Annotated in this window: 23 protein-coding genes; 11 read left to right on the forward strand and 12 right to left on the reverse strand. The window is 67.3% G+C overall.

The window, feature by feature from the left end:
* The first annotated feature begins 50 nt into the window (after positions 1-50).
* The 3 genes from HLH35_RS07620 (at position 51) to HLH35_RS07630 (ending at position 2,400) form a co-directional block, all read left to right on the forward strand.
* Positions 51-986 carry a hypothetical protein gene (locus tag HLH35_RS07620; RefSeq protein WP_246384931.1) on the forward strand — a complete coding sequence of 312 codons (936 nt, stop codon included), beginning with the start codon at positions 51-53 and terminating at the stop codon, positions 984-986.
* A 107-nt stretch (positions 987-1,093) separates the two neighbouring features.
* Complete coding sequence (locus HLH35_RS07625; RefSeq protein ID WP_182978576.1) at positions 1,094-1,690, forward strand: cupin domain-containing protein; 597 nt, start codon at positions 1,094-1,096, stop codon at positions 1,688-1,690.
* An 8-nt stretch (positions 1,691-1,698) separates the two neighbouring features.
* Positions 1,699-2,400, forward strand: coding sequence for an NADPH-dependent F420 reductase (locus HLH35_RS07630; RefSeq protein WP_246384932.1), 702 nt, complete (start codon positions 1,699-1,701; stop codon positions 2,398-2,400).
* A gap of 48 nt (positions 2,401-2,448) precedes the next feature.
* Here the strand turns inward: HLH35_RS07630 and HLH35_RS07635 are convergent, their stop codons facing one another.
* Entirely contained in the window at positions 2,449-2,994 is a 546-nt protein-coding gene (locus tag HLH35_RS07635; RefSeq protein ID WP_182978578.1) for an HdeD family acid-resistance protein, read from the reverse strand.
* A 338-nt stretch (positions 2,995-3,332) separates the two neighbouring features.
* Between HLH35_RS07635 and rpsD the strand changes: the two genes are divergently transcribed.
* Positions 3,333-3,950, forward strand: a complete 618-nt coding sequence (gene rpsD / locus HLH35_RS07640; protein ID WP_114726960.1) for a 30S ribosomal protein S4 — start codon at positions 3,333-3,335, stop codon at positions 3,948-3,950.
* Between the two features lie 305 nt (positions 3,951-4,255).
* Positions 4,256-5,815, forward strand: a complete 1,560-nt coding sequence (locus HLH35_RS07645) for a GTP-binding protein (protein ID WP_182978579.1) — start codon at positions 4,256-4,258, stop codon at positions 5,813-5,815.
* Here the strand turns inward: HLH35_RS07645 and HLH35_RS07650 are convergent.
* Positions 5,787-7,193: an MATE family efflux transporter gene (locus HLH35_RS07650; RefSeq protein WP_182978580.1), complete on the reverse strand. Its 1,407-nt coding sequence runs from the start codon at positions 7,191-7,193 to the stop codon at positions 5,787-5,789. The two genes, HLH35_RS07645 and HLH35_RS07650, sit on opposite strands and share 29 nt — an antisense overlap.
* A gap of 124 nt (positions 7,194-7,317) precedes the next feature.
* Here HLH35_RS07650 and cysS point away from each other — a divergent pair, with 124 nt between their 5' ends.
* Both cysS and HLH35_RS07660 read left to right on the forward strand, forming a co-directional pair.
* Positions 7,318-8,682 carry a cysteine--tRNA ligase gene (gene cysS, locus HLH35_RS07655; RefSeq protein ID WP_182978701.1) on the forward strand — a complete coding sequence of 455 codons (1,365 nt, stop codon included), beginning with the start codon at positions 7,318-7,320 and terminating at the stop codon, positions 8,680-8,682.
* On the forward strand, positions 8,679-9,464 hold the full coding sequence (locus tag HLH35_RS07660) for an RNA methyltransferase (RefSeq protein WP_182978581.1): 786 nt from the start codon (positions 8,679-8,681) through the stop codon (positions 9,462-9,464). The genes cysS and HLH35_RS07660 overlap by 4 nt, the downstream gene beginning before the upstream one ends.
* 48 nt (positions 9,465-9,512) lie before the next feature.
* Here HLH35_RS07660 and HLH35_RS07665 read toward each other — a convergent pair whose 3' ends face one another.
* Positions 9,513-10,157, reverse strand: coding sequence for a DUF2239 family protein (locus tag HLH35_RS07665; RefSeq protein WP_182964550.1), 645 nt, complete (start codon positions 10,155-10,157; stop codon positions 9,513-9,515).
* A 103-nt stretch (positions 10,158-10,260) separates the two neighbouring features.
* Here HLH35_RS07665 and HLH35_RS07670 point away from each other — a divergent pair, with 103 nt between their 5' ends.
* Both HLH35_RS07670 and HLH35_RS07675 read left to right on the forward strand, forming a co-directional pair.
* Positions 10,261-10,596 (forward strand): GIY-YIG nuclease family protein, encoded by a 336-nt coding sequence (locus HLH35_RS07670; RefSeq protein WP_182978582.1) that lies wholly within the window; start codon positions 10,261-10,263, stop codon positions 10,594-10,596.
* A gap of 144 nt (positions 10,597-10,740) precedes the next feature.
* Complete coding sequence (locus tag HLH35_RS07675) at positions 10,741-12,081, forward strand: MATE family efflux transporter (RefSeq protein ID WP_182978583.1); 1,341 nt, start codon at positions 10,741-10,743, stop codon at positions 12,079-12,081.
* A 33-nt stretch (positions 12,082-12,114) separates the two neighbouring features.
* Here HLH35_RS07675 and gltX read toward each other — a convergent pair whose 3' ends face one another.
* The 4 genes from gltX to HLH35_RS07695 form a co-directional block, all read right to left on the reverse strand.
* Positions 12,115-13,446: a glutamate--tRNA ligase gene (gltX, locus tag HLH35_RS07680; protein ID WP_182978702.1), complete on the reverse strand. Its 1,332-nt coding sequence runs from the start codon at positions 13,444-13,446 to the stop codon at positions 12,115-12,117.
* Positions 13,447-13,507: 61 nt separating this feature from the next.
* Positions 13,508-13,900, reverse strand: a complete 393-nt coding sequence (locus tag HLH35_RS07685; RefSeq protein WP_246384933.1) for a hypothetical protein — start codon at positions 13,898-13,900, stop codon at positions 13,508-13,510.
* Positions 13,901-13,956: 56 nt separating this feature from the next.
* Positions 13,957-15,138, reverse strand: a complete 1,182-nt coding sequence (locus HLH35_RS07690) for a nicotinate phosphoribosyltransferase (protein WP_182978584.1) — start codon at positions 15,136-15,138, stop codon at positions 13,957-13,959.
* Between the two features lie 22 nt (positions 15,139-15,160).
* A complete protein-coding gene (locus HLH35_RS07695; RefSeq protein WP_182978585.1) occupies positions 15,161-16,576 on the reverse strand; it encodes a class II 3-deoxy-7-phosphoheptulonate synthase in 1,416 nt (471 codons plus the stop codon).
* A gap of 406 nt (positions 16,577-16,982) precedes the next feature.
* Here HLH35_RS07695 and HLH35_RS07700 point away from each other — a divergent pair, with 406 nt between their 5' ends.
* Positions 16,983-17,348 carry a hypothetical protein gene (locus tag HLH35_RS07700; protein WP_182978586.1) on the forward strand — a complete coding sequence of 122 codons (366 nt, stop codon included), beginning with the start codon at positions 16,983-16,985 and terminating at the stop codon, positions 17,346-17,348.
* Between the two features lie 182 nt (positions 17,349-17,530).
* Here HLH35_RS07700 and gorA read toward each other — a convergent pair whose 3' ends face one another.
* Complete coding sequence (gorA, locus tag HLH35_RS07705) at positions 17,531-18,928, reverse strand: glutathione-disulfide reductase (protein ID WP_182978587.1); 1,398 nt, start codon at positions 18,926-18,928, stop codon at positions 17,531-17,533.
* A 12-nt stretch (positions 18,929-18,940) separates the two neighbouring features.
* Positions 18,941-19,831, reverse strand: a complete 891-nt coding sequence (locus tag HLH35_RS07710) for a ferredoxin--NADP reductase (RefSeq protein ID WP_182978588.1) — start codon at positions 19,829-19,831, stop codon at positions 18,941-18,943.
* Between the two features lie 200 nt (positions 19,832-20,031).
* Here HLH35_RS07710 and HLH35_RS07715 point away from each other — a divergent pair, with 200 nt between their 5' ends.
* Complete coding sequence (locus HLH35_RS07715) at positions 20,032-22,458, forward strand: helicase-related protein (protein ID WP_182978589.1); 2,427 nt, start codon at positions 20,032-20,034, stop codon at positions 22,456-22,458.
* Between the two features lie 39 nt (positions 22,459-22,497).
* Here HLH35_RS07715 and serS read toward each other — a convergent pair whose 3' ends face one another.
* The 3 genes from serS to tatB are packed head-to-tail and all read right to left on the reverse strand — an operon-like array spanning position 22,498 to position 25,203.
* A complete protein-coding gene (serS, locus tag HLH35_RS07720) occupies positions 22,498-23,772 on the reverse strand; it encodes a serine--tRNA ligase (RefSeq protein ID WP_182978590.1) in 1,275 nt (424 codons plus the stop codon).
* Positions 23,765-24,604 carry a twin-arginine translocase subunit TatC gene (tatC, locus tag HLH35_RS07725; protein ID WP_182964565.1) on the reverse strand — a complete coding sequence of 280 codons (840 nt, stop codon included), beginning with the start codon at positions 24,602-24,604 and terminating at the stop codon, positions 23,765-23,767. Before tatC ends, serS begins: the two co-directional genes overlap by 8 nt.
* Positions 24,604-25,203 carry a Sec-independent protein translocase protein TatB gene (gene tatB, locus HLH35_RS07730; protein WP_182978591.1) on the reverse strand — a complete coding sequence of 200 codons (600 nt, stop codon included), beginning with the start codon at positions 25,201-25,203 and terminating at the stop codon, positions 24,604-24,606. The genes tatC and tatB overlap by 1 nt, the downstream gene beginning before the upstream one ends.
* Positions 25,204-25,443 lie beyond the last annotated feature (240 nt).

Below are 25,443 nucleotides of genomic sequence, written 5' to 3' on the forward strand. Positions count from 1 at the left end.
TCCCGTGCCAAGGAAGGGCGGTATAAGATCGCAATTCCCGGGGCAAGTCGATGACCATGCGCATTCCCGTTCTGCCGGCTCTCTTCGGCGCCGTTCTGGCGATGAGTTGTTCCGGCGCTCACGCCGCCCCCCTGCCGCCGGCCTGTGCCGTCGGCGGGGCCGGCAGCCTGTCGGCCTCACCGACCGAGGCCACGGCCCGCAATTATATCCTGCGTTTCTCACCCGGCGCGGGCGCCCCGTCGCTGCATGCCGCATCGGTCACGGTCAGCGGCGCCGGCGGCAGCGCGCGCGACATGCGCGATATTCTGGACGCGGCATCGGTGGTGCTGCTGGGCGCGCTGGTCAATCACCATGGTGCCAGCTGCACGGCGGATTATTTCCTCGCGGCGCTCCAGCCGATCCTGGCAGGGCTGCAGACTGGGCAAGTTTACGATATTTCCTGGTCGTCGCCGGTCGCCCAGACCGGCGCGAAGCAGATCCGCTTCGGCGCCCTGCACCTGCATCTGTCCGGCGGCAGCGGCGCGCAGCCCATCGCAGTTTCGCTGGACCTGGGCGGCGCCGGCATGACCGGCGACACCGTGCTGGCATCGCTGTTGCCCCAGGACGCGCAGTCGGATTTCTCCATCCCGGCACAGGCGCTCGGCCCCCTGCTGGCCGCCACAGCCGGCCGGCCGGCCCGTAGCGTGGCGGTACCGGTCACAATCCGGACATTACGCGCCCGCCGTGGCGACATGCAGTTGGAAGGCGCCGGTTCGGCGGAACTGACCGGCAGCCCCGACGCGGCTTCGGCCAGCGGGCACATGAGCATGCGCAACCTGCCCGAACTGATCGAGACCCTGCGCGCCGCCGGCCAGACCCGCCCGGCCGCCGCCCTGATCATGGCCAACCTGGTCGGGCATCACACCGATGCCGCCGATACGTCATGGGACGTCGAATGGGCGGGCGGCATCCTGACCGTCAACCACATTCCGCTACCCTTGCGCTGAACATGGTGCAGCCGGCCGCGAGCGGTTCATAAACTGCTTTTCACTGTTCGCCCGTTTCGGGGACGGGACATACTGGTGCCTCCAACCGCCGCTGGAGGATACCGGACATGACCGTCTCGCGACGCGCTTTCCAGACCTTCCTCGCCGGAATCGGCCTGTCGCTGGCCGGGACCGACATTTGCGCCGCCGGCGCCGCAGATCATGACGTCGAGTCCTTCATGCTGCCGCGCAACGACTGGGTGCCCAACAACGACCATCTGCCGGTACTCTATTACCGCAACGCGCTGGCACTGCCGGCCCACGACCCGGCTTCGGCGTTCGAGGATCTGTTCACGGCCAATGGCTGGCCGCCCCAATGGCGCTGGGGCGTCTATGATTTCCACCATTTCCATTCCACGGCGCACGAGGTGCTGGGCGTCGCCTCGGGTTCGGCGCGCCTGATGCTGGGCGGCCCCGGCGGCCGGGTCGTCGATGTCCGCGCCGGTGACGTCGTGCTGCTGCCCGCCGGCACCGGCCATCGCAACCTGGGGTCGGATGACGATTTCCTGGTCGTCGGCGCCTATCCGCCCGACCAGCATTTCGACCTGCGCCGCGGCGCGCTGTCAGCCGAGGAACTTGCACAGATGAACCACGTCCCCTTCCCCGCCAGCGACCCGGCAAAAGGCGCCGGCGGCCCACTGACCGCCCTCTGGCACCAGGCATGAACCACCCCATGCGCCGTCGCACGCTCCTCGCCGGCCTCTGCGCCCTGCTCCCAGCCCGCCTTGCCCTGGCGGCGCAACCCTTGCGGATCGGCACCATCGGGGCCGGCCATGTCGGCAGCACCCTGGCCGGCCTGTGGCTGCGCGCCGGCCATCCGGTCATGCTCTCGGCCAGCGATATCGGCTCGGCCCGCTCGGCGGCCGAGGTGCTGGGGTCAAACGCCCAGGCCGGCACGCCGCAGGATGCCGCCCGGTTCGGCGATGTCGTCCTGCTGGCCGTCCCCTACGGCGCCCTGCCCGGTCTCGGGGCCAGCCTGCATGGATTACTGGCGGGCAAGATCGTAATCGACGCCTGCAACCCCTACCCCTGGCGCGACGGCGACATTGCCCGCACGGCCAGGCAGCAGGGTGCGGGCGTCGTCACCCAATCCCTCTTTCCCGGTGCCCATGTCGTCCGCGCCTTCAATTCCGAGGACATGTCGACCATCCAGGCCGAGGCCCATCGCACGCCGCCGCTGCTCGGCATTCCCTATGCCGGTGACGATCCGGCGTCCATGCGCACCGTGGGCGCCCTGATTGCCGAGGCCGGGTTCGACCCGGTCGCGGTCGGCCCGCTGGCAACCGCGCGCCTGTTCCAGCCCGGCTCCAACGGGTTCGAGGCCAATCTGACGGCACCGGAACTGCGCACCCGCCTCGGTCTGCCCCGTACATGAAAACGGGGGGCCAGGCCCCCCGTTTCCGTCCCCGTGGACCGGCTCTTTTCAGGGACCGGTCAGCGCGTTCGCCTGACGCAGCCCGAGGCCGAACTGGATCCAGCCCACGCCGGCGGCGATCAGCTCCACCGCAATGAAGGTGCCGATCAGCCACAATCCCGACCAGGGCAGCGTCAGATACAGGCACACGCCGACCAGCAGGCTGATCAGCCCGGCGCCCAGGATGATCCACCAGCCATTCAGCTCGCGGTGCCGCGCCGCGATCAGCATGCGCATGGTCCCCGACACAATCAGGCAGGCGGCGATGAACAGGGTCAGCACGATCGAACCGGTGACGGGTTCGTACATCAGCGCGAAGCCGCCGAGGACATAGAGCGCGCCGCCCAGCAGCGACAGGACAAAGCCGCCCCAGTCGCGCACCGCGAAGGCATGGAACAGTTGCGCCCCACCCGCGATCACCAGCACGATGCCGATAATGACGGTGCTGGCCAGGGTGACGGAAATCGCATCGATCCAGGCGACGATGCCCAGCGCGATGGACAGCAGGCCCAGCAGGACAAACAGTCCCCAGCGCTGCGTGAACGGGGTGGCCATGACCTCTCCTCGATGCCAGAAACAGAAGATATTCCGGAGTATACGGACTTCCCGCCCCGCGGCACCGGCTTTTTTCGCCCGCCCGGTCCGCGCATGGCCGGCATCCACGCCGCCGCCCATCCGGTTGACAGGCCGGGGCCGAACCGCCTATAGGCCAGCCCCACTGCCGGGAACGTGGACGGACCGGCCGGTGCCTGATCGGGTGATTGCTCCCCGGCACCGGTAATGCGGTTCGCGCCCGCCCTGTTCATGCGGAACAGGGCCTACCGGTGCAATACAGGGCGGCAGCCGGCCTTCGGGCCATGATGCTGCCCGTCGACTATGAAAGACCGCGCGCGATGAGCAAGCGCCTTGAGAGCAAGTACAAAATCAACCGCCGCCTTGGCGTCAACCTGTGGGGCCGCGCGAAGTCGCCGGTCAACAAGCGGGAATACGGCCCCGGCCAGCACGGCCAGCGCCGCAAGCAGAAGCCGTCGGACTTCTCCGTCCAGCTGATGGCGAAGCAGAAGCTGAAGGGCTATTACGGCAACATCAGCGAGAAGCAGTTCCGCAAGTATTATGACGAGGCCGTGCGCCGCAAGGGCGACACCTCCGAGAACCTGATCGACCTGCTGGAGCGCCGGCTGGACGCGGTCGTCTATCGCCTGAAGTTCGCGATGACGCCGTTCGCCGCCCGCCAGTTCGTCAGCCATGGCCACATCACGGTCAACGGCCGCAAGGTCAACATCCCGTCCTTCCTGGTGCGTGATGGCGACGTGATCGAGGTCCGCGAGAAGTCCAAGCAGCTCGCCATCGTCCTCGACGCAGCCCAGAGCGGCGAGCGTGACGTGCCGGAATATGTGGAAGTCGATCACCGCCAGATGAAGGGCCGCTTCGTGCGCGCGCCGAAGCTGTCGGACGTTCCCTACCCGGTGCAGATGGAACCGAACCTGGTCATCGAGTTCTACTCGCGCTGATCCGGTCTTCCAGACCAACGACCGCAGCGCCGGGCGTGGGGGAACCCCCACGCCCGGCGTCCGCATTTTAAGCCGGGCCGGACAGGCGGTCTGGCGGCGATCCGACGCGCGTTTCCTGCGCTTCGGTGCTCACGGCCCAAAAGGCCGCTCCGCTCCGATGCTCGGAAACGCACGACGGGCGTGCCGCTTCGCGGCACTCTCGCTCACCAGACCGCCTGTCCGGCCCGGCTTACCGATTATAGTTATTGGCTGACGCAACAGCCCGCCGGCCTTGCCCGATTCCACAGCCCGCATGGGATTTTGCCGTGAACGCCGAGCCCTCTTCCGAACTCGCCCCGACCATCGCCCGCGAAATCGCCCGGCGGCGCACCTTCGCCATCATCTCGCATCCCGACGCGGGCAAGACCACGCTGACCGAACGCATCCTGCGGGCGGGCGGCGCGATCCAGATGGCGGGCAATGTGCGGGCCAAGGGCGAACGCCGCCGCACGCGGTCGGACTGGATGGGCATCGAGCGTGATCGCGGCATCTCGGTCGTCACCTCGGTGATGACGTTCGAATATGGCGGCTGCATCTTCAACCTGCTCGACACGCCGGGCCACGAGGATTTCTCGGAAGACACCTACCGCACGCTGACGGCCGTGGACTCCGCCGTGATGGTGATCGACGCCGCCAAGGGCATCGAGGACCGGACCCGCAAGCTGTTCGAGATCTGCCGCCTGCGCGATATCCCGATCGTCACCTTCATCAACAAGATGGACCGCGAGGCACAGGACCCGTTCACGCTGCTCGACGAAATCTCGTCGGCGCTCGCGCTCGACACCGCGCCGGCCACCTGGCCCGTCGGCCGCGCCGCGCAGTTCGCCGGCACCTACGATCTCCGCGAGCGCCAGCTTCACGTATCGCCCCCGCTGGAGCAGTCGGACCCGCGCATGGTGCAACTGGCCGAAGAGCTGGAACTGGCCGAGGCCGCCCTGCCGACCTTCGACCGCGAAAGCTTCAATGCCGGGCATCTGACGCCGGTCTTCTTCGGCAGCGCGATGAAGGAAATCGGCGTGACCGACCTGCTGGACGCGCTGGTGGCCTTCGGCCCGCCGCCGCGCGACCAGGCGACCGAAACCCGCACCGTCCGCGCGGACGAAACAGGCCTGACCGCCCTCGTCTTCAAGATCCAGGCCAACATGGACCCCAACCATCGCGACCGCATGGCCTTCGCGCGGATCTGCTCGGGCCGGCTGGAACGCGGCATGCGGCTCAAGCACACCCGCACCGGCAAGCAGTTCGCCCTGCACACGCCGCAATTCTTCTTCGCCCGCGACCGTCAACTGGCCGAGGAAGCCTTCGCCGGCGACGTGGTGGGCATCCCCAACCACGGCACATTGCGCATCGGCGACACGCTGACCGCAGGCGAGGATCTGCGCTTTACCGGCGTGCCGCATTTCGCCCCGGAAATCCTGCGCCGCGTCCGGCTGGACGACGCGATGAAGGCCAAGAAACTGCGTCAGGCCCTGACCGAACTGGCCGAGGAAGGCGTGGTGCAGCTCTTCCGCCCGCAGGACGGCGCGCCGCCGATCGTCGGCGTGGTCGGCACGCTCCAGCTCGACGTGCTTCAGGCGCGCCTGGCCGGGGAATACGGGGTGACGATCGGCTTCGAATCCACCCCCTACAATCTCGCGCGCTGGGTGGTGGGCGACAAGGCGAAGCTGGAACTCTTCGCCATGGCCAACCGGTCGGCGATGGCGGACGATTTGGACGGCGACCCGGTCTTCCTCGCCGGCTCGGCCTTCATGATGCGCCGCACGGCCGAAATGAACCCGGACCTGACCTTCCACGACATCAAGCAGATCGGCGTGGAATCCCGCTGATCTCTGCCTCGGGCGGCATCCCTGCCGCCCGCCGGCCCCGGCCGAGCGCATACACGGCCCGCGCCGCCAGCAGCAGCGCCACGACCACCAGCGCCGTCGCGATACCGCCCCATAGCCCTATCACGCCCAGCCCGCACCGGAAGGCCAGCCAGTTGGCCAATGGGAAGCCGACACCCCAATAGCCGGCAATGGCCAGCACCATCGGCACCATGGCATCCCCACGCCCGCGCAGCACACCGACCAGCACCGCCTGCGCTCCATCGGCCACCTGAAAAATCGCCGCCAGCAGTAGCGCCGCCATGGCGATACGCACGCTGTCCGCATTGGCCGGCACCGACGGGTCCAGATAGAAGCCCACGATCGGCGCACGGAACAGATAGATCAGGCAACCCACCATCCCCATGCCGGTAATCGCGGTCCCAACCGCCACCCGCGCCGCACGGCGCACCCGCTCGGGCCGCGCCGCCCCGGTCCAGTAGGCCACCCGCACATTGGCAGCCTGCCCCAGCGCCATGGTCACCATGTAGGTGGTCGCGGTCACGCTCAGCACGATCTGGAACGCCGCCAGCGCATGCGGCCCCAGCGTCGCCGCCTGCAATCCGGTAACCTCGAACAGCATGATCTCTGCCCCCGTCGCCGCGAACATCGGCAGCCCCAGCCGCAACAGCGCCGCCATGTCGGCCACACGCGGCAGCAACGGCCACAGCAGCAGGCGCAGATGCGGCCGGGAATGCACCATCGCCAGCAGCACCAGCGCACTGCCCCACATGGTCAGCGCCGTGGCCAGCGCCGACCCGCGCAGCCCCATCGCCGGCAGGCCGAACCATCCATGGATCAGCGCCGCATTCAGCACGCCATTCACCACGGCCACCACCGGCATCACCCGCAGCAGGATGATCTGCGCATCCAGCGCCGGCAGCACCACCTCCACCACCCCAGTCCCGATCAGCGCAGGGGGAACACCCCACATCAGGGTATGGGTAAAGGACGAAACCGGCCCGACAAAGGATTCGGGCTGATGCATCAGCCGCAGCAGCGCCCCCGCCTGATGCAGGATCGCCAGGCACGGCAGGCACAGCAGCAGCGCTATCACCAGCAGCATGGCATGGATCGGGGCAATCCGTTCCCGGTCTCCCCGCCCCCGTGCCTGGGCGATCAGCACCCCGCCCGCCCCCAGCATCGCCTGCAACACCGCAAGGACGGTAAAGAACAGCGTCGTGGACAGGCCGCCGATGGCCAGCGCATCCGCCCCCAGCCCGCCCAGCAGCACGCTGTCGGTCACCCCCATGGCCATCTGCGCTATCTGCGCCAGCGCGATGGGGGCCGCGACACGCAGCAGAAGACGAAGTTCCGATTGGGGCAAGGCTGGGTCCAACATGGCCGCATCCAGAGCAGATCGGCCCCGGAAAGGCCAGATGCGACACGCCGCATCCCTCTATTCGGCCGCCGCCACACATAAGGGTGTTGCGTCCGCCCCGTCCCTGTCGCATCTAGGCGCCATCATGCCCGATTCCATGCCGCAACTGACCCTGCACGACAGCAGCAGCCGCACGACGGTTCCCTTCGCGCCCCTCGCTCCGGGGAATGTACGGGTCTATTATTGCGGCCCAACGGTCTACGACCTGGCGCATATCGGCAATCTGCGGGCCATGATCACCGCCGATATCCTGGTGCGCCTGCTGCGGCACCTGTATCCGCGCGTCACCTATGTCCGCAACATCACGGACGTCGACGACAAGATCAACGCCCGCGCCCACGCGAACGGCGAGACGATCGACAGCCTGACCGCCCGCACGATCCGCGATTTCCACGACGATCTCGCCGCCGTCGGCGTCCTGCCGCCGGATGTGGAGCCGCGCGCCACCCATCATATCGGCGAAATGATCACGCTGATCGAGCGCCTGATCGCCAGCGGCCACGCCTACGAGGCCCAGGGCCACGTCCTGTTCGCCGTCGCGCACTTCCCCGATTACGGCAAACTGTCCGGCCGCTCGCCCGACGATCTGCTGGCCGGCGCCCGGGTCGAGGTCGCGCCCTACAAGCGCGACGCCGGCGATTTCGTGCTCTGGAAGCCGTCGGCACCCGGCCTGCCGGGCTGGGAAAGCCCCTGGGGCCGGGGCCGGCCGGGCTGGCATATCGAATGCTCGGCCATGTCGCACCGCTATCTGGGCGAGAGCTTCGACATCCATGGCGGCGGCAGCGACCTGCTGTTCCCCCACCATGAGAACGAGCGGGCACAGAGCCAGTGCTGCTTCCCGCACAGCCGCTTCGCCAACCACTGGGTGCATAACGCGATGCTGCTGGTGAATGGCGAGAAGATGTCCAAATCCCTGGGCAACTTCCTGACCATCCGCGACGTGCTGTCCGACACGCCCGCCGAGGCCCTGCGCCTGCTGCTGCTGCACGCGCAATACCGGTCGGTGCTGAACTTCACCCGCACCGGGCTGGACGAGGCGAAACAGACACTGAACCGCTTCTATCGCGCCATCGGCGACCTGCCGCCGCCCGACGCGGCCGATCCCGTCCCGGCCGAGATTCTGACCGCAATGTGCGACGACCTCAACACGCCGCGCGCCCTGGCCGAGATGCATGCCCTCGCCGACCGCGCCCTGGCCGGCGACCACGCCGCCGCACGCGGCCTGCGCGCCTCCGGTCGCCTTCTGGGCCTGCTGGGCCAGTCGTCCGATGCCTGGTTCCGCGCCGGCGCCGGCGTCGACGAGGCCGAGATCGACACCCTGATCGCCGAGCGCCTCGCCGCCCGCAAATCCCGCGATTTCGCCCGCGCCGACGCCATCCGCGACGACCTCGCGGCACGCGGCATCCTGCTGGAAGACGGCCCAACCGGCACCATCTGGAGGCGCGCATGACCGGCCGTGACGGCGGGGCCGATATCGGCCCGATCGGCAACAGCCCGGTCGTGATCCTGGTGCGCCCGCAGATGGCCGAGAATATCGGCACCACGGCGCGCGCCATGGCCAATGGCGGCCTGTTCCACCTGCGCCTGGTCGCCCCGCGCGACGGCTGGCCACTGGAACGCGCCTGGCGCGCGGCCTCCGGCGCCGACCGGATTCTGGAAGCCGCGACGGTGCATGAAACCGTCGATGACGCAGTGGCCGACCTGCACCACGTCTTCGCCACCTGCCCCCGCCCGCGCCATATCGTCAAGACGGTGCTGACCGCCCGTGGGGGTGCTGCCGAACTGCGGCAGATGACCAGCCGCGGCCTGCGCACCGGCCTGATGTTCGGCCCCGAGCGCGCGGGGCTGGACAACGAGGACATGGCCCGCGCCGACGCCCTGATCCGCTACCCGCTGAACCCGGCCTTCATGTCGCTGAACCTGGCGCAGGCGGTCATGATCATGGCCTATGAATGGTGGATGGCCGAAGATGCCACCCCGCCGCGCACGCTGATGACCAATGAAACCCACGTCGCCACCAAGGGCGAACTGGACAATTTCATGCGCAACCTGGTCGGCCAGCTCGACGAATGCGGCTTCCTGCGCAACGAGCAGAAACGCCCCGGCATGGTCCGCAACCTGCGCCATTTCTTCACCCGCGGCGAAGTCACGGAACAGGAACTCCGCACCCTGCACGGCGTGGTGACGGAACTGGCCCGCGGGCGCAAAGCACGGGCGACCGGCCGGGGATAGGACAGGGGACAGGACAATGGCCTGCTTCGATGCCTCCTGCCTCCCTGCTTATGTTTTGCCATCTTCCGGAAGATCGGCTCCGCCGAGGTTCGCCTGCGCGAGCTTCAAGGCATAAGCCCTCACGTCGGCTGGCCATACGCCCATACGGTCGGCGAAGGTATCGCCGTCTCCTGAAAACAAGGCGCGTATCACTTCTTCGAACCCGGGAAGATCGCCGGCCAACGCCGACAAGAAACGATACGCCCGCTCGCGGGCAACCCTATCCCGGTTTCGTCCGCCATCGGCACGGCGCGCATCGTCGATGAGACGACGCAATGCCTGAGAGGCCCCTCCAGCTTGTGTTCCAAGCCACTCCCAATGGCGAGGAAGAAGCGTCACCTCGCGGGCGACCACGCCCAATTTCGGGCGCCCGCGCGATCGCGCGAACGTCGCGCCGTCAGGCCGATCGTGCGTTCCGGATTCAGGTAATCCACCTCCGCCCTGGCGGGTCAGCCGTGCGACAATCTCCGCAGTGCTCCCCCGAAGATCGAAATCGATTACAGCGCCCGATGCATCGTCAAACGTCAGGATGGGACCATGCGTCCCGGCCGTAGCGGCGGCCCTGACCGCAAGTGCCACGTCGATCAGCGCTCCACTGGCGAGCTGCCGGGTGCCATCGAAGGCGGTACAGGGGATTGAGAGATATTCCGACATATCCTGATTTTAATAATGGGTAAAAATAAGTCAATATACCCGGGTGATATTGTCTCCATCTTCACGCTGCGCTAACAACGCTTTCAAAGCGAGGATGGCGCGGATGAAGGGAAAAGAGCGAAAGGCGGCAATAGCCGCGTACAAAGAACGAAAGGTCGAGGCTGGCATCTACGCCGTCCGCTGCTCTGTGACCGGTCAGGTGTGGGTGGGCAGCGCGCCCGATCTTTCCACTATTCAGAACCGGCTCTGGTTCACTCTCAGGCATGGGTCCAATACCCACCAAACGCTTCAGGAGGCGTGGACCATCCACGGCAGTGACGCCTTTACCTTCGATATCGTCGAACGACTTGAGGATGACGATCCCGGCTATGTCCGAAATGTCGCGCTCAAGAAACGTCAAGAACGATGGCAGGACCAGCTCCAGGCTATGCGCATATGAGTTTGGCAGATCAAACGGCGATCTGCGCAGCGAACCTCTCCCGATGGACGTTCACCCGATGCGTCTCGACCTCCTCTTTCATCCCCAGGCTGACAATTGGCTGTCGGCACGGGGATGGGCCTTGCAGGACGAAGGTTTGTCGACATGCGTGATCTGACGCAAGGCTCCATTCCTCGGCTTCTTGCCGGCATGGCAGGCTTCATCGGTTTCGGCCTGGTCGTCCAGACCATGTATCTGGTTGTCGATCTCTACTTCGTGGCACAACTCGGAGGGCAGGCAGTTGCGGGAGTGGCGACGGGTGGGAGCGTGCTGCTCTTCGTCATGGCCCTGAGCCAGGCCGTGTCGGTGGGCGCACTGTCTCTGATCTCGCGCGCGATCGGCGGCAAGGACGCAGCCGAGGCTCAGACCGTGTTCGAGCAGGCCATGAGCATGGCGCTTACCGCCGCCGTCGCAACGCTTCTGATCGGCTATCTTGCGGGTGGTCGGTTCATGGCCGTACTGTCGGCCGACGATGCCACTAGAATGGCGGCACGCGCGTATCTGTTCGCTTCCCTACCCTCGTTGGCGTTGATGTTCCCAACTGCCGCACTAGGGTCGGTGTTGAGGGCGAGCGGCATCGTCGCGGCACCGATGCTGCTTCAGTCCGCAACCGTATTCCTCAACATCGCACTCGCTCCCGTCCTGATCGCGGGATGGGGCACGAATCATCCGCTCGGCACCGCGGGCGCTGGCTTGGCGACTTCAATTGCAACGATCATCGGCACGATAATCCTGATCGTCCTTTTCGGCAGGCTTGAGATGACGCTTCGGATGAAAGTGGCGGCGCCTCGGTTCGCGGCATGGCGGCGGATTGCGGCGATCGGCCTGCCCTCATCCGGTGAGTTCCTGCTGATGTTCGTGATCTCGGGCGTGATCTATTGGGCGCTACGTCGCTTCGGACCCGACGCGCAAGCGGGATTCGGCATCGGTTCGCGCATAATGCAGTCGATCTTCCTGCCGGCGATGGCCGTGGCTTTCGCCGCCGCTCCGATCGCCGGACAAAATCACGGTGCGGGCCGGGCGGATCGCGTTCGCGCAACATTCCACACCGCTGTGCTGATCAGCAGCGGGATCATGCTGGCGCTGACGCTGTTATGCCAGCTCAATCCGGAGCTGCTGGTTCTGGTCTTCACGCGCAAATCGGCCGTCGTCGCCGTGGCTTCAGAATATCTTCGTATCGTGTCCTGGAATTTCGTCGCAATGGGGCTGGTCTATAGCTGCTCGGCGATATTTCAGGGTTTCGGCAACACCGGCCCAGCATTCGCCGCCAGCGCCAGTCGCCTCGCCACCTTCGTCCTGCCCACTCTCCTGTTCGCTCGTTGGCCGCAGGCAACGCTCCACGACCTGTGGCGGCTCTCGAACGTCTCGATCATTATCCAGGCATTGATAAGCCTGCTGTTGCTGCGTCGCGCGTTCCGGCCCCGAGGGGCGCCGAGAATTCCGTAATTGAACGGATCGGCGCCAGCCCCCCGACTGCCATTACCGCGCCGCGATCCGCAGCCGCTCCGCCACCCGCGCATGGCCCATCAGCGGCAACAGGTCACGCATCTCCGGCCCCTTCTCCTCGCCGGTCAGGGCCACGCGCAGCGGGTGGAACAGCGCCTTGCCGCTACGGCCACTTGCAGCCCGGATCGCACCGGTCCATGTCTTCCAGGTCTCGGAATCCCACGGATCGTCCGGCAGCAGCGACAGGGCCTGCAGCAGATACGCGCCCTCCTCGTCCTGCACCGGCGGGACAATCGTGCCGGCAACCACATCCCACCAGTGGCGCAGTTCCGACAGCAGATCGACATTGCCGCGCACGGCCAGCCAGAACGCCTCGGTCGCGCCCTCGGGCAACAGGTCGCGCATCTCGCCAAACGGCTTCTGATGCATGACCTTGCGGTTCAGCGCCAGCAACTGCCGCATGTCGAACCGCGCGGCCGAGCGCGAAACGCGCCGCACGTCATAGCTGGCCGCCAGTTCCTCGAAGGACAGCGGCGCCGGATCGTCCGAACTGCCCAGCCGCGCCAGATAGGACACGACGGCACCGGGATCGATCCCATCCTGCCGCAGGGCACGCAGCGACAGCCCGTCGAAGCGCTTGGACAGCTTGCCCCCCGCCTCGTCCAGCAGCAGCGGCAGATGCGCGAAGGTGAAGCGGCCCGGCCGAGCGCCCAGCGCCTCGGCGATGTCGATCTGCACGCCGGTATTGGTCAGATGGTCCTCGCCACGCAGGATGTGCGTCACGCCGGTTTCCAGATCGTCCACCACCGATGCCAGCGTATACAGCACCGTGCCGTCAGCTCGGACCAGCACCGGGTCGGAAATGGAAGGCAGCTTGACCTGCGACCGGCCCATGACCAGGTCGTCCCACGCCACCATCCCGTCGGACAGGCGGAAGCGCCAGTACGGCACCTTGCCGTTCGCCTCGGCCTGGGCGCGCTGCTCGGCCGTCATGCGCAGCATCGCGCGGTCATAGACCGGGGGCTTGCGCATGCGGATGCGCGCCTCGCGCTTGGCAGCCAGTTCCTGTTCGCTCTCGAAGCACGGATACAGCCGCCCCGTATCCTTCAGGGTCTCGATCGCCGCCGCATAGCGGTCCAGCCGGTCCGACTGGCGAAACGTCTCATCCCAGTTGATGCCCAACCATGTCAGGTCGGTGCGCAGCGCATCGGCATACTCCTCGCGCGAACGCTCGCGGTCGGTATCGTCGATGCGCAACTGGAACGTGGCGCCATGGCGGCGCGCATACAGGGCGTTGGCAATCGCCTGACGGGCGTTGCCGACATGGATCAGGCCCGTCGGGCTGGGCGCGAAGCGGAGTTTCATGCCGCCTATATGCGTCGGGCGCGCCGGAAAGACCAGCCGGAACGCCGCCGCCACCCATCCCTTATTCGTCGTCGGCGTCTTCGTCATCCTCGACCAGCCGGCGCGGATCGAGCGCCCGCCAGTCCCGCTCCATCGGCGTGGCCGAATTGGCGGTAAAATCGTCCAGCTCGTTCGCCGAGCGCCAGCCCTCGTCGCCCACATCCAGGATCTCGGCATCCTCACCGAACGACAGCCAGGATTGCAGCACCTCGCGCGGCGAGGCACCGGGCACGCGGCAACGCTCGATACTGTCGCGCACATAGGCCCGCGCGAAGGCATTGGCATGGGACAGATCGACGAAGCCGCCGACATCCTCGACGATTCCATCCTCGGCGCCGCCCGACAGATCCAGAATCCGGACGCGCCAGCCCGACTCGTCCGCCGTGGAATCGGAAATGGGGGGAGTATCGGTCAAATGCGGAATTCCCTGTGATGATGCCCGCACGGGCATGCCCCGGCGGGAGAGTGGGATCAAGTGCCGGCAACAGCCCGGGCACCCGCGCGGCGCAGCAGGAACTCACGGCCGATCTTCACGCGCGGTTCGCCGTCATACGACACGATGTCGGCGGTGGCATAGGTCTCCGACCAGCGATCGGGAATGAAGGACCCGGTGCCGACAACGTCGATCGGCGCATGCGCATCGGCCATCGCCAGGCATTTCTCGACGTTGAAGCCCGACGAGACGATGATGCGCACCCGGGGGAACCCAGCCTCGTCCAGCGCCTCGCGCATGCGCCAGATCGCGGCGGCCGAAACGCCGGTCCCCACCAGATTGCGCAATTCGGTCTCGGACCGGTAGCGCCGGATGGTGCCCGGCGTGTTGCGCTCCAGCGCGGCGTAGGAGGATTGCGGGTCCAGCCCCTCCAAGAACCGCCCGCCATGGGTATCCAGCCGCACCGCCAGCCGCCCCGCCGCCGCCAGCTCGGGAAAGGCGCGGCACACCGCCAGCCCGTCCGTGATCTCCCGCCCGAAATAATCCGTCAGGACCACAAGGTCGGACTCGGGAAACGCCTCATGGAACATCTCGGCCGCACGCAGGGTCGATCCCGCATAGCCGATCAGGGCATGGGGCATGGTGCCCAGCCCGGCCGACTGGCCGAAAAAGCCCGCCGTGGCATCGTTGGCCCCGCCGACGAACCCCAGCGCCCCCTCGCTCCGGGCCGCCAGACTGCCGACCGAGGCGGCATAGGCCATCTGTTCCTGCATCTCGAAGCCCGCGCAGTGCCGGGCCTCCATGGCCAGAAAACGCACCTTCGGCAGCGCCATCGCCATCTGGTAGGCATTCAGCGCCGCCACGCAGGGCGGCCCCAGCTTCTGCAGCAGCAGCGTCTCCAGGTCGGCCAGCGCGGCGAACGAGCCGGTGATATAGACCAGCGGCTCCCCCGCCCCGACCCACGCCCCCTCGGGAAACATCACCTCGTGCGTCAGGGCGATCCCCCGCGCGCGCGCCACATTGTCCAGCCACTCGGTCATCAGCCGCGTCGCGGACAGGACCGGCCGGCGGACGAACAGGGCATATGTCACCCGCTGGTCGCCGAAGCGGGTGACGATGTCGCGCGTCCGGTTGAAATAGGCATCGGTCCGGGCCCGGATGGTCGCGTCATCCAGCGCCTGATATGGACCGAATGCCGTAGAAGACTGGACTGCCGACATCGTTCCTCCGAGGAGCTTCCCGTTACGCGGCCTCCGTGCCTTTCGTCCCGGACCCGCCGCGCAGGCGTGCCGTCAGTTCCTCGGCCAGCAGGAATGCCATCTCCAGCGACTGCTCGGCATTCAGCCGCGGGTCGCAGAAGGTCTCATACCGCTCACCAAGATCGGCCTCCGTCAAGCGGTGGGCACCGCCCACGCACTCAGTCACATTCTGCCCGGTCATCTCGACATGCACCCCGCCAGGGTGGGCGTTTTCGGCCTGGAACACGTCAAAAAAGCCGCGAATCTCGGTCAAAATCGCCTCGAACGAGCGGGTCTTGATCTTGTTGACGGTCGAGATCGTGTTGCCGTGCATCGGATCACACAACCACGTGACCGTGCGCCCCGAGGCCACGACCTTGCGCAGCAGCGCCGGCAGATGCCGCCCCACGCCCTCGGCCCCCATGCGCGAGATCAGCGAGATCCGGCCCGGCTCGTCCTTCGGGTTCAGGATCTCCAGCAGCCGCTCCAGATCCTCGATCGTCGTCGTCGGCCCCACCTTGATGCCGATCGGGTTGCGCACCCCGCGCAGGAACTCGACATGCGCGCCATCCGGCTGGCGGGTGCGATCACCGATCCAGACGAAATGCGCCGAGCAGTCGTACCACTCGCCCGTCGTGGAATCGACGCGCGTCAGCGCCTGCTCATAGGGCAGCAGCAGCGCCTCGTGCGAGGTATAGAACTCGGTCTCGTCCAGTTGGCGGGTGGTCGCGCCATTCACGCCGCACGCCGCCATGAAGGCCAGCGTCTCGTCGATCCGCTCGGCCAGCACGCCATAGCGCTGGGCCAGGGGCGAACGCTCGACAAAGCCCAGGTTCCAGCGATGCACCTGATGCAGGTTGGCATAGCCGCCGCCGGCGAAGGCCCGCAGCAGGTTCATCACGCCGGCCGACTGGAAATAGCCGGTTTCCATGCGCACCGGGTCGGGAATCCGCGCCTCGGGCGTGAACGCCGCACCGTTGATGATGTCGCCGCGATAGGACGGCAGGCTGACGCCATCGATCGTCTCGCTGTCCGACGAACGGGGCTTGGCGTACTGGCCGGCCATGCGGCCGATCTTCACCACCGGCACCTTGGCGCCGAAGGTCAGCACCACCGACATCTGCAACAGCACGCGGAACGTGTCGCGGACGATGTCGGCGGTGAATTCGCTGAAGCTCTCGGCACACGCGCCGCCCTGCAGCACGAAGGCCTTGCCCTGCGACGCGGCGGCCAGACTGGCCTTCAGCCGCCTCGCCTCGCCCGCAAAGACCAGCGGCGGATATCGGCGCAACCGTTCCTCGACCGCCCCCAGGGCGGCCGCGTCGGGATAGGACGGAACCTGACGGATGGGAAACGACCGCCAGCTTTCCGGCGTCCAGGCCTGCCGGGAAGATTTGTCGTGGCTGTGCATCGCACTCATGGTCGCTTCCTAAAATTCCTCTGATCGTCCGGTCGCGACATCCCATTGATGCGCGCCGCCATCTTCCCCAGCCCGCGCCCCGATGGCCGGCCTTGCAAAGGGGCAGCCTTTATGTCGAAAATCGTCCCTGAACGCAAAGACGATCATCGCCTGCCAGCGATCGCACGACATATTCGTGCGCCGGGCCTTCGGATGCATCGCTTCTCTTGCCTGCCTGCCATGTTTTTCGGGCGTGCAACGATGCCGCGCAATCGGCTAGACCCGGCTGACACAGGGGCGCTTCGACACGATATCGCGCGGACCGCCCCGACAGGCCCCCGCACCCTGTCCACGATACGATGCGGGGCCTTAACGGGCCACGGCACACATGACATGCTGCGTCCCATATAAATTGGAAGGACTCCCCATGCTGGCCACGTTCCGCACCAGCCTGTTTCCGCTCCTGGCCGGCTTCTGCCTGCTTGCCGCCCCTGCCCTCGCCGCTCCCGGCGACCCGGCCAGCAAGCAGCCCACGCAGGAAGAAGGTGTCGAAGCCCAGCACGGCGAAGACATGACCGTTCAGGGTCGCCGCAGCCTGCCGCCCGGATATCAGGACGCCCCGTCGATGGACATGACCCACGGGCCCGACCCGGACCACGAGGCCAACGTCCATCGCGACTCCGTCACCGGCACTGACCTCTCACGCTTCGGCAGCGCCTATCAGAGCAGCAGCCCCTACGGCCAGGGCCAGCTCGGCGATGCCACCGGCAACGGCTGGGTCACCCCCCGCTGAGGCCATTTGCAAAGCCGCTCTGCTGGCGATCCGACGCGCGTTTCCTGCGCGTCGGTGCTCACGGCCCACAAGGCCGCTCCGCTCCGATGCTCGGAAACACACGACGGCCGTGCCGCTGCGCGGCACTCTCACTCAGCAGACCGGCTTTTCAAACGGCCTCTGGGAGAGCCTGACCGCTCAGCCTAGTCGCTCGAGCGCTCCGTGACGCGTGTGCGGGTGCGCATGGTCACGAATTCTTCGGCCGAAGTCGGGTGGATACCGACCGTGCGGTCGAAATCCTGCTTGGTCAGCCCCGCCGTCACGGCAATGGCCAGCCCCTGCATCATCTCCGGCGCGTCGTCGCCCAGCATGTGGGCACCGACGATTTTCTGGCTCGCCTGATCCACCACCAGCTTCATCACCGTCTTGCGCGTCCGGCCGCTGAGCGTGTGGCGCATCGGCGTAAAGCGCGCCAGATAGATATCGACCGTGCCCTCACGCGCGGCCTCGCCCTCGGTCAGGCCAACACTCGCCAGCGGGGGCGAGAAGAACACGGCCTTGGGCGTCGTCTCCAGCGACCATTCGCGCGGATGCCCATGGCCGAACAGACGGTCGGCCAGGCTATGCCCCTCGGCGATGGCAACCGGCGTCAGGTTCATCCGGTTCGTCACGTCGCCAATGGCGAAGATGCCGGGCACATTCGTCTCGCTCACCGCATCGACGACGATCCGCCCCCCTGCCGTCACCGACACGCCAGCATGGTTCAGGCCCAGCGCGCCCACATTCGGATTGCGCCCGGTGGCGAAGAACACGCAATCGGTCTCGATCTTCGCACCATCGTCCAGCGTGACCGTGTAGTGGCCGCCGTGTGCGCGGATCGCGACCGGCGACCGCCCCGCATGCTGCCGGATCCCCCTGCCCGCGATAGCCTCGTGCAGGGACGTACGCAGATCATGGTCGAACCCGCGCAACGGCAGATGCTTGCGATAGACCAGATCGACCTCCGACCCCAGACCCTGGAAGATGCCGGCGAATTCCACCCCGATATAGCCGCCGCCAATCATGCAGACCCGCTTCGGCCGCGTCTCGAGATGAAACGCCTGATCCGAGGAGATCGCATGCTCGATCCCCGGAATCTCGGGCAGGTCCGGCCGCGACCCGGTCGCGATCACGATCCGCGCCGCCGTCACACGCCGCACCGGCGCCTCCGGCGCCAGCTCGCCCGGACCGACCACGATCGTATGCGCGTCCTCGAACCGGGCGGTGCCGGTAAACAGCGTCACCCCGGACTTTTCCAGCATCGAGACATAGATGCCGTTCAGGCGCGCAATCTCATGGTCCTTGGCGGCGATCAGCGCCGCCCAGTCATGATGGCCGGGGGCGAAATCCCAGCCGAACCCGTGGCTGTCACGGGCCAGGTCGCCATATTCGGCGGCCTGGACCATCAGCTTCTTGGGCACACATCCCAGATTGACGCAGGTGCCGCCCCAATGCCGGTTCTCGGCGACGGCGACGCGGGCACCGTGCGCGGCGGCAATGCGCGCACAGCGCACACCGCCCGACCCCGCACCGATGACGAACAGGTCGAAATCATACGTCATGTCGGTTTCCGCTCAGCGCTCGGCAAACGCCTTTTCGACCACATAGGCACCGGGGTTCGAGTTGTTGCCCTCGTCGAAGCCACGGGCTTCCAGCAGTGCCTCGGTATCGGCCAGCATCTCGGGCGAACCGCAGATCATGACGCGGTCATGCTCGGGGTCCAGCTCCGGAATGTTCAGGTCGGTAAAGATCTTGCCGGACTCGATCAGCTTGGTGATGCGGTCGGTCACGGCGAACTCCTCGCGCGTTACGGCCGGATAGTACAGCAGCTTGCCCGACACGTCCTCGCCCAGGAATTCATGCTGCGGCAGCTCGTGGCGGATATGGTTGGCATAGGCCAGCTCGCCCGAGATCCGCACCGTGTGGCTCAGAATCACCTTGTCGAACCGCTCATAGGCCGTCGGATCCTTGATCAGGCTCATGAACGGCGCCAGCCCGGTGCCCGTGGACAGGAAATACAGGTTGCGGCCAGGACGCAGATTGTCCAGCAGCAGCGTGCCGGTGGGCTTGCGGCCGATCAGCACCTTGTCGCCCGGCTTGACGTGCCGCAGGCGCGAGGTCAGCGGGCCGTCCGGCACCGCGATCGACAGGAATTCGAGCTGCTCTTCGTAATTCGCGCTGGCGATCGAATAGGCACGCAGCAGCGGCTTGCCCTCGACCTCGATGCCGATCATCGCGAACTGCCCGTTCTCGAATCGCAGCGCCGCATCGCGGGTGGTGGTGAAGCTGAACAGGCGGTCGGTCCAGTGATGGACGGTCAGCACCGTCTCGGCGTTCAGGTGGCCATAGGTCTTGGTCGGCTCGGCCAGATGATACACGCCCGCCTCACCCGGAACGGGTTCCAGACCGCTCGGCACGGTCCCGGCAGGCATGGTCCCAACAGGCATGGTCAACGTATCGGACATGAGATCAGAACGCTCCGTCATCACAGGGATTCAGTACGCCACGAGCCGCGGCAAGGCCCCGTTCGTGCAGAAGGGAGTGATGTTTAAGCACCCAACGCCCCCGATGCCAGCACAAAACCGCGATCGGAGGGTTGAGGCAGCGGCAGGCCTGCCCACGCACGACCGTTGAGACTTGACGCGCGATGGCGCACAAACCGGGTATGACATCCAATTCCCCCGCCGCCAGCGCCGTCGCCGCCGCCATCGCCGAAACCGGCCTGACGGTCGAAACCCGCGAACTGCCCAAGCTGGAACGCACCGTCGCCCGCGCCCTCGTCCCGGGCCAGGACCGCGTCGACGACGCCACCTTCCGCGCGGCCCTCTGCACCGTCCGCCGCAAGCCATGGGGCTCGCGCCTGATGGACCTCACCCGCCGCGCGGGCGAGGTCTGGGTGACCCGTGCGGATACCGAGGCCGCCGCCGCCACAATCGACGAGCCCGAACCCGCCGACGCCCAACTGCTCGACGCGCTCGCCATCGTCGTCCGCGCGCGCCTGCGCGCCAGCGCCCCCACGCCCGAGGCGGCCGTGGAAACCGTCCGCGCCGACCTGTTCGACGGCACCGGCCGCGTCTTGACGCCGGCCGAGACCGAAACCCTGTCCCGCGCGGTGGCCGAAGCCTTCGCCCTGGACCCGCAATCGGGCTTCGTCGAGGGCATGCGGCGCGACGCCGACATCAGGCGACAGGAACAGGAGGCGATCGAACAGGCGGCCCGCACCCGCCGCACCGAGGAAGAACGCCGGCTACAGGAGTGGGAAACCAGCCTGGTCGGCTTCTCCGAGGTTCCGCGCCTGCTGCGTTGCTCGGGCAAGGAGGCCCTGCGCTGGATCGCCGAGAACCGCCTGCCCGTCGCCCGCCGCGTGCCGCAGCCGGACGGCACCGAACACTGGGAATTCGACCCCAGGGAACTGGTGGCCCTGCGCAAGCATCTGCCGGAATGGCGCGGCGGCGCCCCCACCGGCCCCGCCCTGGCCCCTGACGCCGGCACCCGCAAGGTCGGCAACGCCGTCATCGCCCGCGTCGCAGCACTCGATCGCTATGCCGCGCATTTCAAGACCGCACGCGCATTGAAGCGCCGCATTACGCTGGTCACCGGCCCCACCAACAGCGGCAAATCCCACACCGCGCTGGAAGCCCTGGCCCGCGCCGAAAGCGGCATGGCGCTGGCGCCATTGCGCCTGCTGGCCCACGAGTTCCGCGAAGCCCTGACGGCGCGCGGCGTGCCCACATCCCTGGCCACGGGCGAGGAACGGATCGACGTCCCGGGCAGCCGCCACCTGGCCGCCACGGTGGAAATGTGCCCCCTACATAACCCCGTCGATGTCGCGATCATCGACGAAGCCCAGATGCTGTCCGACCCCGATCGCGGCGCGGCCTGGACGGCGGCGATCATGGGCGCCCCGGCACGACATCTCTATGTGCTGGGCGCCCCGGACTGCGTGCCGATGGTCCGCCGCATCGCCGAACTGTGCGGCGACCCGCTGGACGAGGTGCGGCTGGAACGCAAGGGCCCGCTGGTCACCGCCAGCGAGGCCGTCCAGATCAAGGACCTGAAACCCCACGACGCACTGATCGCCTTCTCCCGGCGCGAGGTCCTCGATCTGCGGGCATTGCTGCTCGCGCGCGGCCGCAAGGTCGCCGTGGTCTACGGCGCCCTCAGCCCCGAAGTCCGCCGGGCCGAAGCCCAGCGCTTCAATGACGGCGCGGCCGATATCCTGATCGCGACCGACGCCATCGGCATGGGCCTGAACCTGACGATCCGCCGCGTGATCTTCACCGCCCTGCGCAAGTTCGACGGCACCCAGACCCGCGACCTGAACGCGCAGGAGGTCAAGCAGATCGGCGGCCGCGCCGGCCGCTACGGCAAGCACGAACAGGGCGTGGTGGCCGTGCTGGCCGGCGCGGGCAGCGTCAGCTTCGTGCGCGCCATGCTGGCCGCCCCACCCGCCGATCCCACCGACCTGCGCCCGCAGGTCCAGCCCGACGCCGACATCATCCAGGCGGTCGCGGCCGAAATCGGGTCGGAAAGCCTGTTCGGCGTACTCTCACGCATCCGCCGCGCCGTGCTGCGCCATGACGATCCGAACTACCGCCTGGCCAACATGGAGCAGGCCTTCGCCATCGCCACCGCGCTGGAAGGTGTCACCGGCCTGACGCTGGCCCAGCGCTGGGTCTATGCGATGTGCCCGGTCGACGACCGCGACAACGGCATCCAGCGCCTGGTCCAGTGGGCCGCCGACCACGCCGCCGGCCGCCCGGTCATCCCCCCCGGCACTGGCCGCCTGCCCCCCGCCGAACGCGCCGACCGTATCGAACTGGAACGCGCGGAAAAGCGCCACAAGCGCCTGGTCGCCTGGCGCTGGCTGGCCCTCCGCTTCTCCGACGCCTACCGCGCGAGCGAAGACGCAGAGGACGCCACCGCCCGCCTGAACGACTGGATCGAAGACGTGCTGCGCCAGCAGAGCAGCCGCGCCCGCGCGGACAATGCCGAACAGCCGGCACACAAGCGCCCCGGTCCCTACAAACCGGGCAAGGGCAAGGGCCCAGGCGGCAACGGGCGCAAGCCCCGATCGGCTGCCCGCGCCTGAACTATCCCCCCCGGACGCGCGCGTCCGGGGGCAAACGGGTCAGCCGGCGGTGATGACGGCCAGCCCGCCCATATAGGGAAGCAGCACCTCCGGCACCGTGATGCTGCCGTCCTCGTTCTGATAATTCTCCATCACCGCGATCAACGTCCGTCCGACCGCCAGGCCCGACCCGTTGAGCGTATGGACGAACTCCGGCGCCTCGCCCTCGGCGGGGCGGAAGCGCGCATTCATCCGCCGCGCCTGGAAATCCCGCGTGGTGGAACAGGAGGAAATCTCCCGCCACGCATCCTGCCCCGGAAGCCACGCTTCCAGGTCGAACGTCTTCGCAGCTCCAAAGCCGGTATCCCCGGCGCACAGCAGCATGCGGCGATAGGGAATGCCCAGCCGCTCCAGCACCGTCTCGGCGCAGCGGGTCATGCGCTCCAGTTCCGCATCGCTGTCTTCCGGCCGCGTGACCGACACCATCTCGACCTTCTGGAACTGATGCTGGCGCAGCATGCCCCGTGTATCGCGCCCCGAGGCCCCGGCCTCGCTGCGGAAACAGGAAGACAGCGCCACCATCCGGCGCGGCAGGACCGACGCCGGCAGAATGTCCCCCGCCACGCTGGCGGTCAGCGGCACCTCGGCCGTCGGCACCAGCCACCGCCCATCCTCGGTACGGAAGGACTGGTCGGCAAATTTCGGCAGCTTGTCGGTGCCGAACATCGCGGCCTCATTGACCAGCACCGGCACGGAAGTCTCGGTATAGCCATGCTCCTGGGCGTGCAGGTCGAGCATGAACTGCCCCAGCGCGCGCTCCATCCGCGCCAAGGCCCCACGCAGCACCACGAAACGCGCGCCCGACAGTTTGGATGCGGTTTCGAAATCCATCTGGCCCAGCGCCTCGCCCAGCGCGAAATGCTCGCGCGGGGCAAAACCGAAATTCCGCCGCTCGCCCACCTGATGCACCACCACGTTCGCGGCCTCGTCCGCACCGTCGGGCACGGCCTCATCCAGCCGGTTGGGCAGCGTCACCAGCAGGTCGCGGATTTCCGCATCCCGGTCCCGGACCACCGCCTCAAGCTGCTCGATCCCCTCGCGCAGCGCGACAGCCTCTTCCTCCAGCGCCGCACTGTCGGCACCCGTGCGGCGCAGGGTCCCGATCTCTTTCGAGAGCGTCTTGCGCCGGGCCTGACGGTCCTGCAACGCCGTCACGGCGGCGCGCCGATCCTCGTCCAGCCGCACGACATGCGCGGCGACGGGAGCATCCCCCCGGCGCGTCAGGGCGGCGTCGAAGGCGGCCGGATCGGCGCGAAGCGCGCGAAGATCATGCATGAATATTCTCCTGGTCCAGATCCTCGGGGCGTTTGGGCTGGACCAGACGCGCGCAGACGATGGAAATTTCGTACAACCCGATCAACGGCACCGCCAGACCGGTCTGGGTGATGATGTCCGGCGGCGTCAGGATCGCCGCGACCACGAAGGCCCCGACATAGGCGTAGCGCCGGAACCGCTTCAGCGTGGCGGCGGTCACGATCCCCACCCGCGCCAGCAGCGTCAGCGCCACCGGCAGCTCGAACGCCACGCCGAAAGCCATGATCAGCTTCATGACCAGCGCCAGATATTCCGACACCTTGGCCTGGAGCTGGATCTGCAACCCGTCCTGCCCATCGGCGGTCTGGAACGAGAGGAAGAACTTCCAGGCAAAGGGAAAGACGAAATAATAGGCCAGCGCCGCGCCCATCACGAACATGATCGGTGTCGCCACCAGAAACGGCAGAAAAGCCCGCTTCTCGCTGCGATAAAGCCCCGGCGCCACGAACATCCAGGCCTGCATGGCCACCATCGGAAAGGACAGGAACGCCGCCCCGAAGATCGCCACCTTGATGTAGGTAAAGAACGCCTCGTACAGCGCCGTATAGATCAGGTGCGGCTGCTCGCCCTGCGCGCGCATCACGTCGCCCAGAGGCTGGGCAAGAAACAGGTAGATCCGCGCCGAGAAATGATAGCACAGCAGGAAGCACAGGCCGAACGCCACCGCCGACCAGATCAGGCGGCGGCGCAGTTCCACCAGATGCTCCAGCAGCGGCATGGGCTGGTCGTGGATCGGATCGTTATGGCCCGGATCGTCGTTCAGGATCGTCTCTCCCGGCTTGGCTTGGTCCATTATGTCGGCTCTCCCGCAGCCGCGGGCGGCACCGCCGGCCCGTCCACGGGCACGCGCCGCGCCCCATGGATCACCCGTACCGGCGGCAGGAAGGCGGGCGGATGCAACCGCGCCCGGTCGGCGGCCAGCCGCCGCGCGACGGATGGCGGCAGCAGCGCCGGCGCCGGACCGGCATCCGCAACCGGCGGAAACGTGGCGTCCTCATAAGGCTGCGCCGGCGGCACATAGCCATAGCGATGCTGCCCGTCAGGGTCGAAACCGGGCGTCGCGGCCGGGGGCTGGACCAGCGGCGCGGAAGGCCGCGCATCCAGCGGCGATTCGTTGAAGGTGCGCTGAAGCACGCCGTCATCGTCGATCGCCCGCATGATCTGGTTGCGGACATTGAAGCGCCGGATGCCACCCAGCGCGTCCCGCGCCTCGGTCAGGTCCGCCTCGCGCACCATCTCGTCGACATGGGTCTGGAATTCCGAGGCCATCTTGCGGGCCTTCTTGATCAGGCCGGTGATGGTGCGGATCGCCACCGGCATGTCCTTGGGCCCGATCAGCAGCAGGGCGACGACACCGATCAGCGCCATCTCGGACCATGCGAAATCAAACATGACCGATCCCTGGCTCAGAGCCTGACTGGAAAATGCGGGCTGGCGAGCGAGAGCGGCCCGCAGGGCCGCGCCCGGCGTGTGTTGCCGAGCATCGGAGCGGAGTGGCCTTGATGACAATGAGCACCGAAGCGCAGGCAACGCGCGCTGGATCGCCGCCAGCGCGTATTTTCGGTCAGGCTCTCAGACTTGGACATTAAAACGGACCCAGACATGGCATGACGCGAACCGCGCGCCGGCACG

It is taken from the genome of Gluconacetobacter asukensis (assembly GCF_014174375.1).
GTDB lineage: Bacteria > Pseudomonadota > Alphaproteobacteria > Acetobacterales > Acetobacteraceae > Gluconacetobacter > Gluconacetobacter asukensis.

What these genes read in the sequence shown, in the direction of transcription:
- HLH35_RS07695 (WP_182978585.1), bottom strand. Translation starts at nt 16,576, where the DNA reads ATGAGTGCGATGCACAGCCACGACAAATCTTCCCGGCAGGCCTGGACG.
- HLH35_RS07710 (WP_182978588.1), bottom strand. Translation starts at nt 19,831, where the DNA reads ATGTCCGATACGTTGACCATGCCTGTTGGGACCATGCCTGCCGGGACC.
- HLH35_RS07715 (WP_182978589.1), top strand. Translation starts at nt 20,032, where the DNA reads ATGACATCCAATTCCCCCGCCGCCAGCGCCGTCGCCGCCGCCATCGCC.
- rpsD (WP_114726960.1), top strand. Translation starts at nt 3,333, where the DNA reads ATGAGCAAGCGCCTTGAGAGCAAGTACAAAATCAACCGCCGCCTTGGC.
- tatB (WP_182978591.1), bottom strand. Translation starts at nt 25,203, where the DNA reads ATGTTTGATTTCGCATGGTCCGAGATGGCGCTGATCGGTGTCGTCGCC.
- HLH35_RS07635 (WP_182978578.1), bottom strand. Translation starts at nt 2,994, where the DNA reads ATGGCCACCCCGTTCACGCAGCGCTGGGGACTGTTTGTCCTGCTGGGC.
- HLH35_RS07665 (WP_182964550.1), bottom strand. Translation starts at nt 10,157, where the DNA reads ATGTCGGAATATCTCTCAATCCCCTGTACCGCCTTCGATGGCACCCGG.
- HLH35_RS07660 (WP_182978581.1), top strand. Translation starts at nt 8,679, where the DNA reads ATGACCGGCCGTGACGGCGGGGCCGATATCGGCCCGATCGGCAACAGC.
- HLH35_RS07620 (WP_246384931.1), top strand. Translation starts at nt 51, where the DNA reads ATGACCATGCGCATTCCCGTTCTGCCGGCTCTCTTCGGCGCCGTTCTG.
- HLH35_RS07625 (WP_182978576.1), top strand. Translation starts at nt 1,094, where the DNA reads ATGACCGTCTCGCGACGCGCTTTCCAGACCTTCCTCGCCGGAATCGGC.
- serS (WP_182978590.1), bottom strand. Translation starts at nt 23,772, where the DNA reads ATGCATGATCTTCGCGCGCTTCGCGCCGATCCGGCCGCCTTCGACGCC.
- HLH35_RS07690 (WP_182978584.1), bottom strand. Translation starts at nt 15,138, where the DNA reads ATGTCGGCAGTCCAGTCTTCTACGGCATTCGGTCCATATCAGGCGCTG.
- HLH35_RS07650 (WP_182978580.1), bottom strand. Translation starts at nt 7,193, where the DNA reads ATGTTGGACCCAGCCTTGCCCCAATCGGAACTTCGTCTTCTGCTGCGT.
- HLH35_RS07700 (WP_182978586.1), top strand. Translation starts at nt 16,983, where the DNA reads ATGCTGGCCACGTTCCGCACCAGCCTGTTTCCGCTCCTGGCCGGCTTC.
- gorA (WP_182978587.1), bottom strand. Translation starts at nt 18,928, where the DNA reads ATGACGTATGATTTCGACCTGTTCGTCATCGGTGCGGGGTCGGGCGGT.
- gltX (WP_182978702.1), bottom strand. Translation starts at nt 13,446, where the DNA reads ATGAAACTCCGCTTCGCGCCCAGCCCGACGGGCCTGATCCATGTCGGC.
- cysS (WP_182978701.1), top strand. Translation starts at nt 7,318, where the DNA reads ATGCCCGATTCCATGCCGCAACTGACCCTGCACGACAGCAGCAGCCGC.
- HLH35_RS07670 (WP_182978582.1), top strand. Translation starts at nt 10,261, where the DNA reads ATGAAGGGAAAAGAGCGAAAGGCGGCAATAGCCGCGTACAAAGAACGA.
- tatC (WP_182964565.1), bottom strand. Translation starts at nt 24,604, where the DNA reads ATGGACCAAGCCAAGCCGGGAGAGACGATCCTGAACGACGATCCGGGC.
- HLH35_RS07675 (WP_182978583.1), top strand. Translation starts at nt 10,741, where the DNA reads ATGCGTGATCTGACGCAAGGCTCCATTCCTCGGCTTCTTGCCGGCATG.
- HLH35_RS07630 (WP_246384932.1), top strand. Translation starts at nt 1,699, where the DNA reads ATGCGCCGTCGCACGCTCCTCGCCGGCCTCTGCGCCCTGCTCCCAGCC.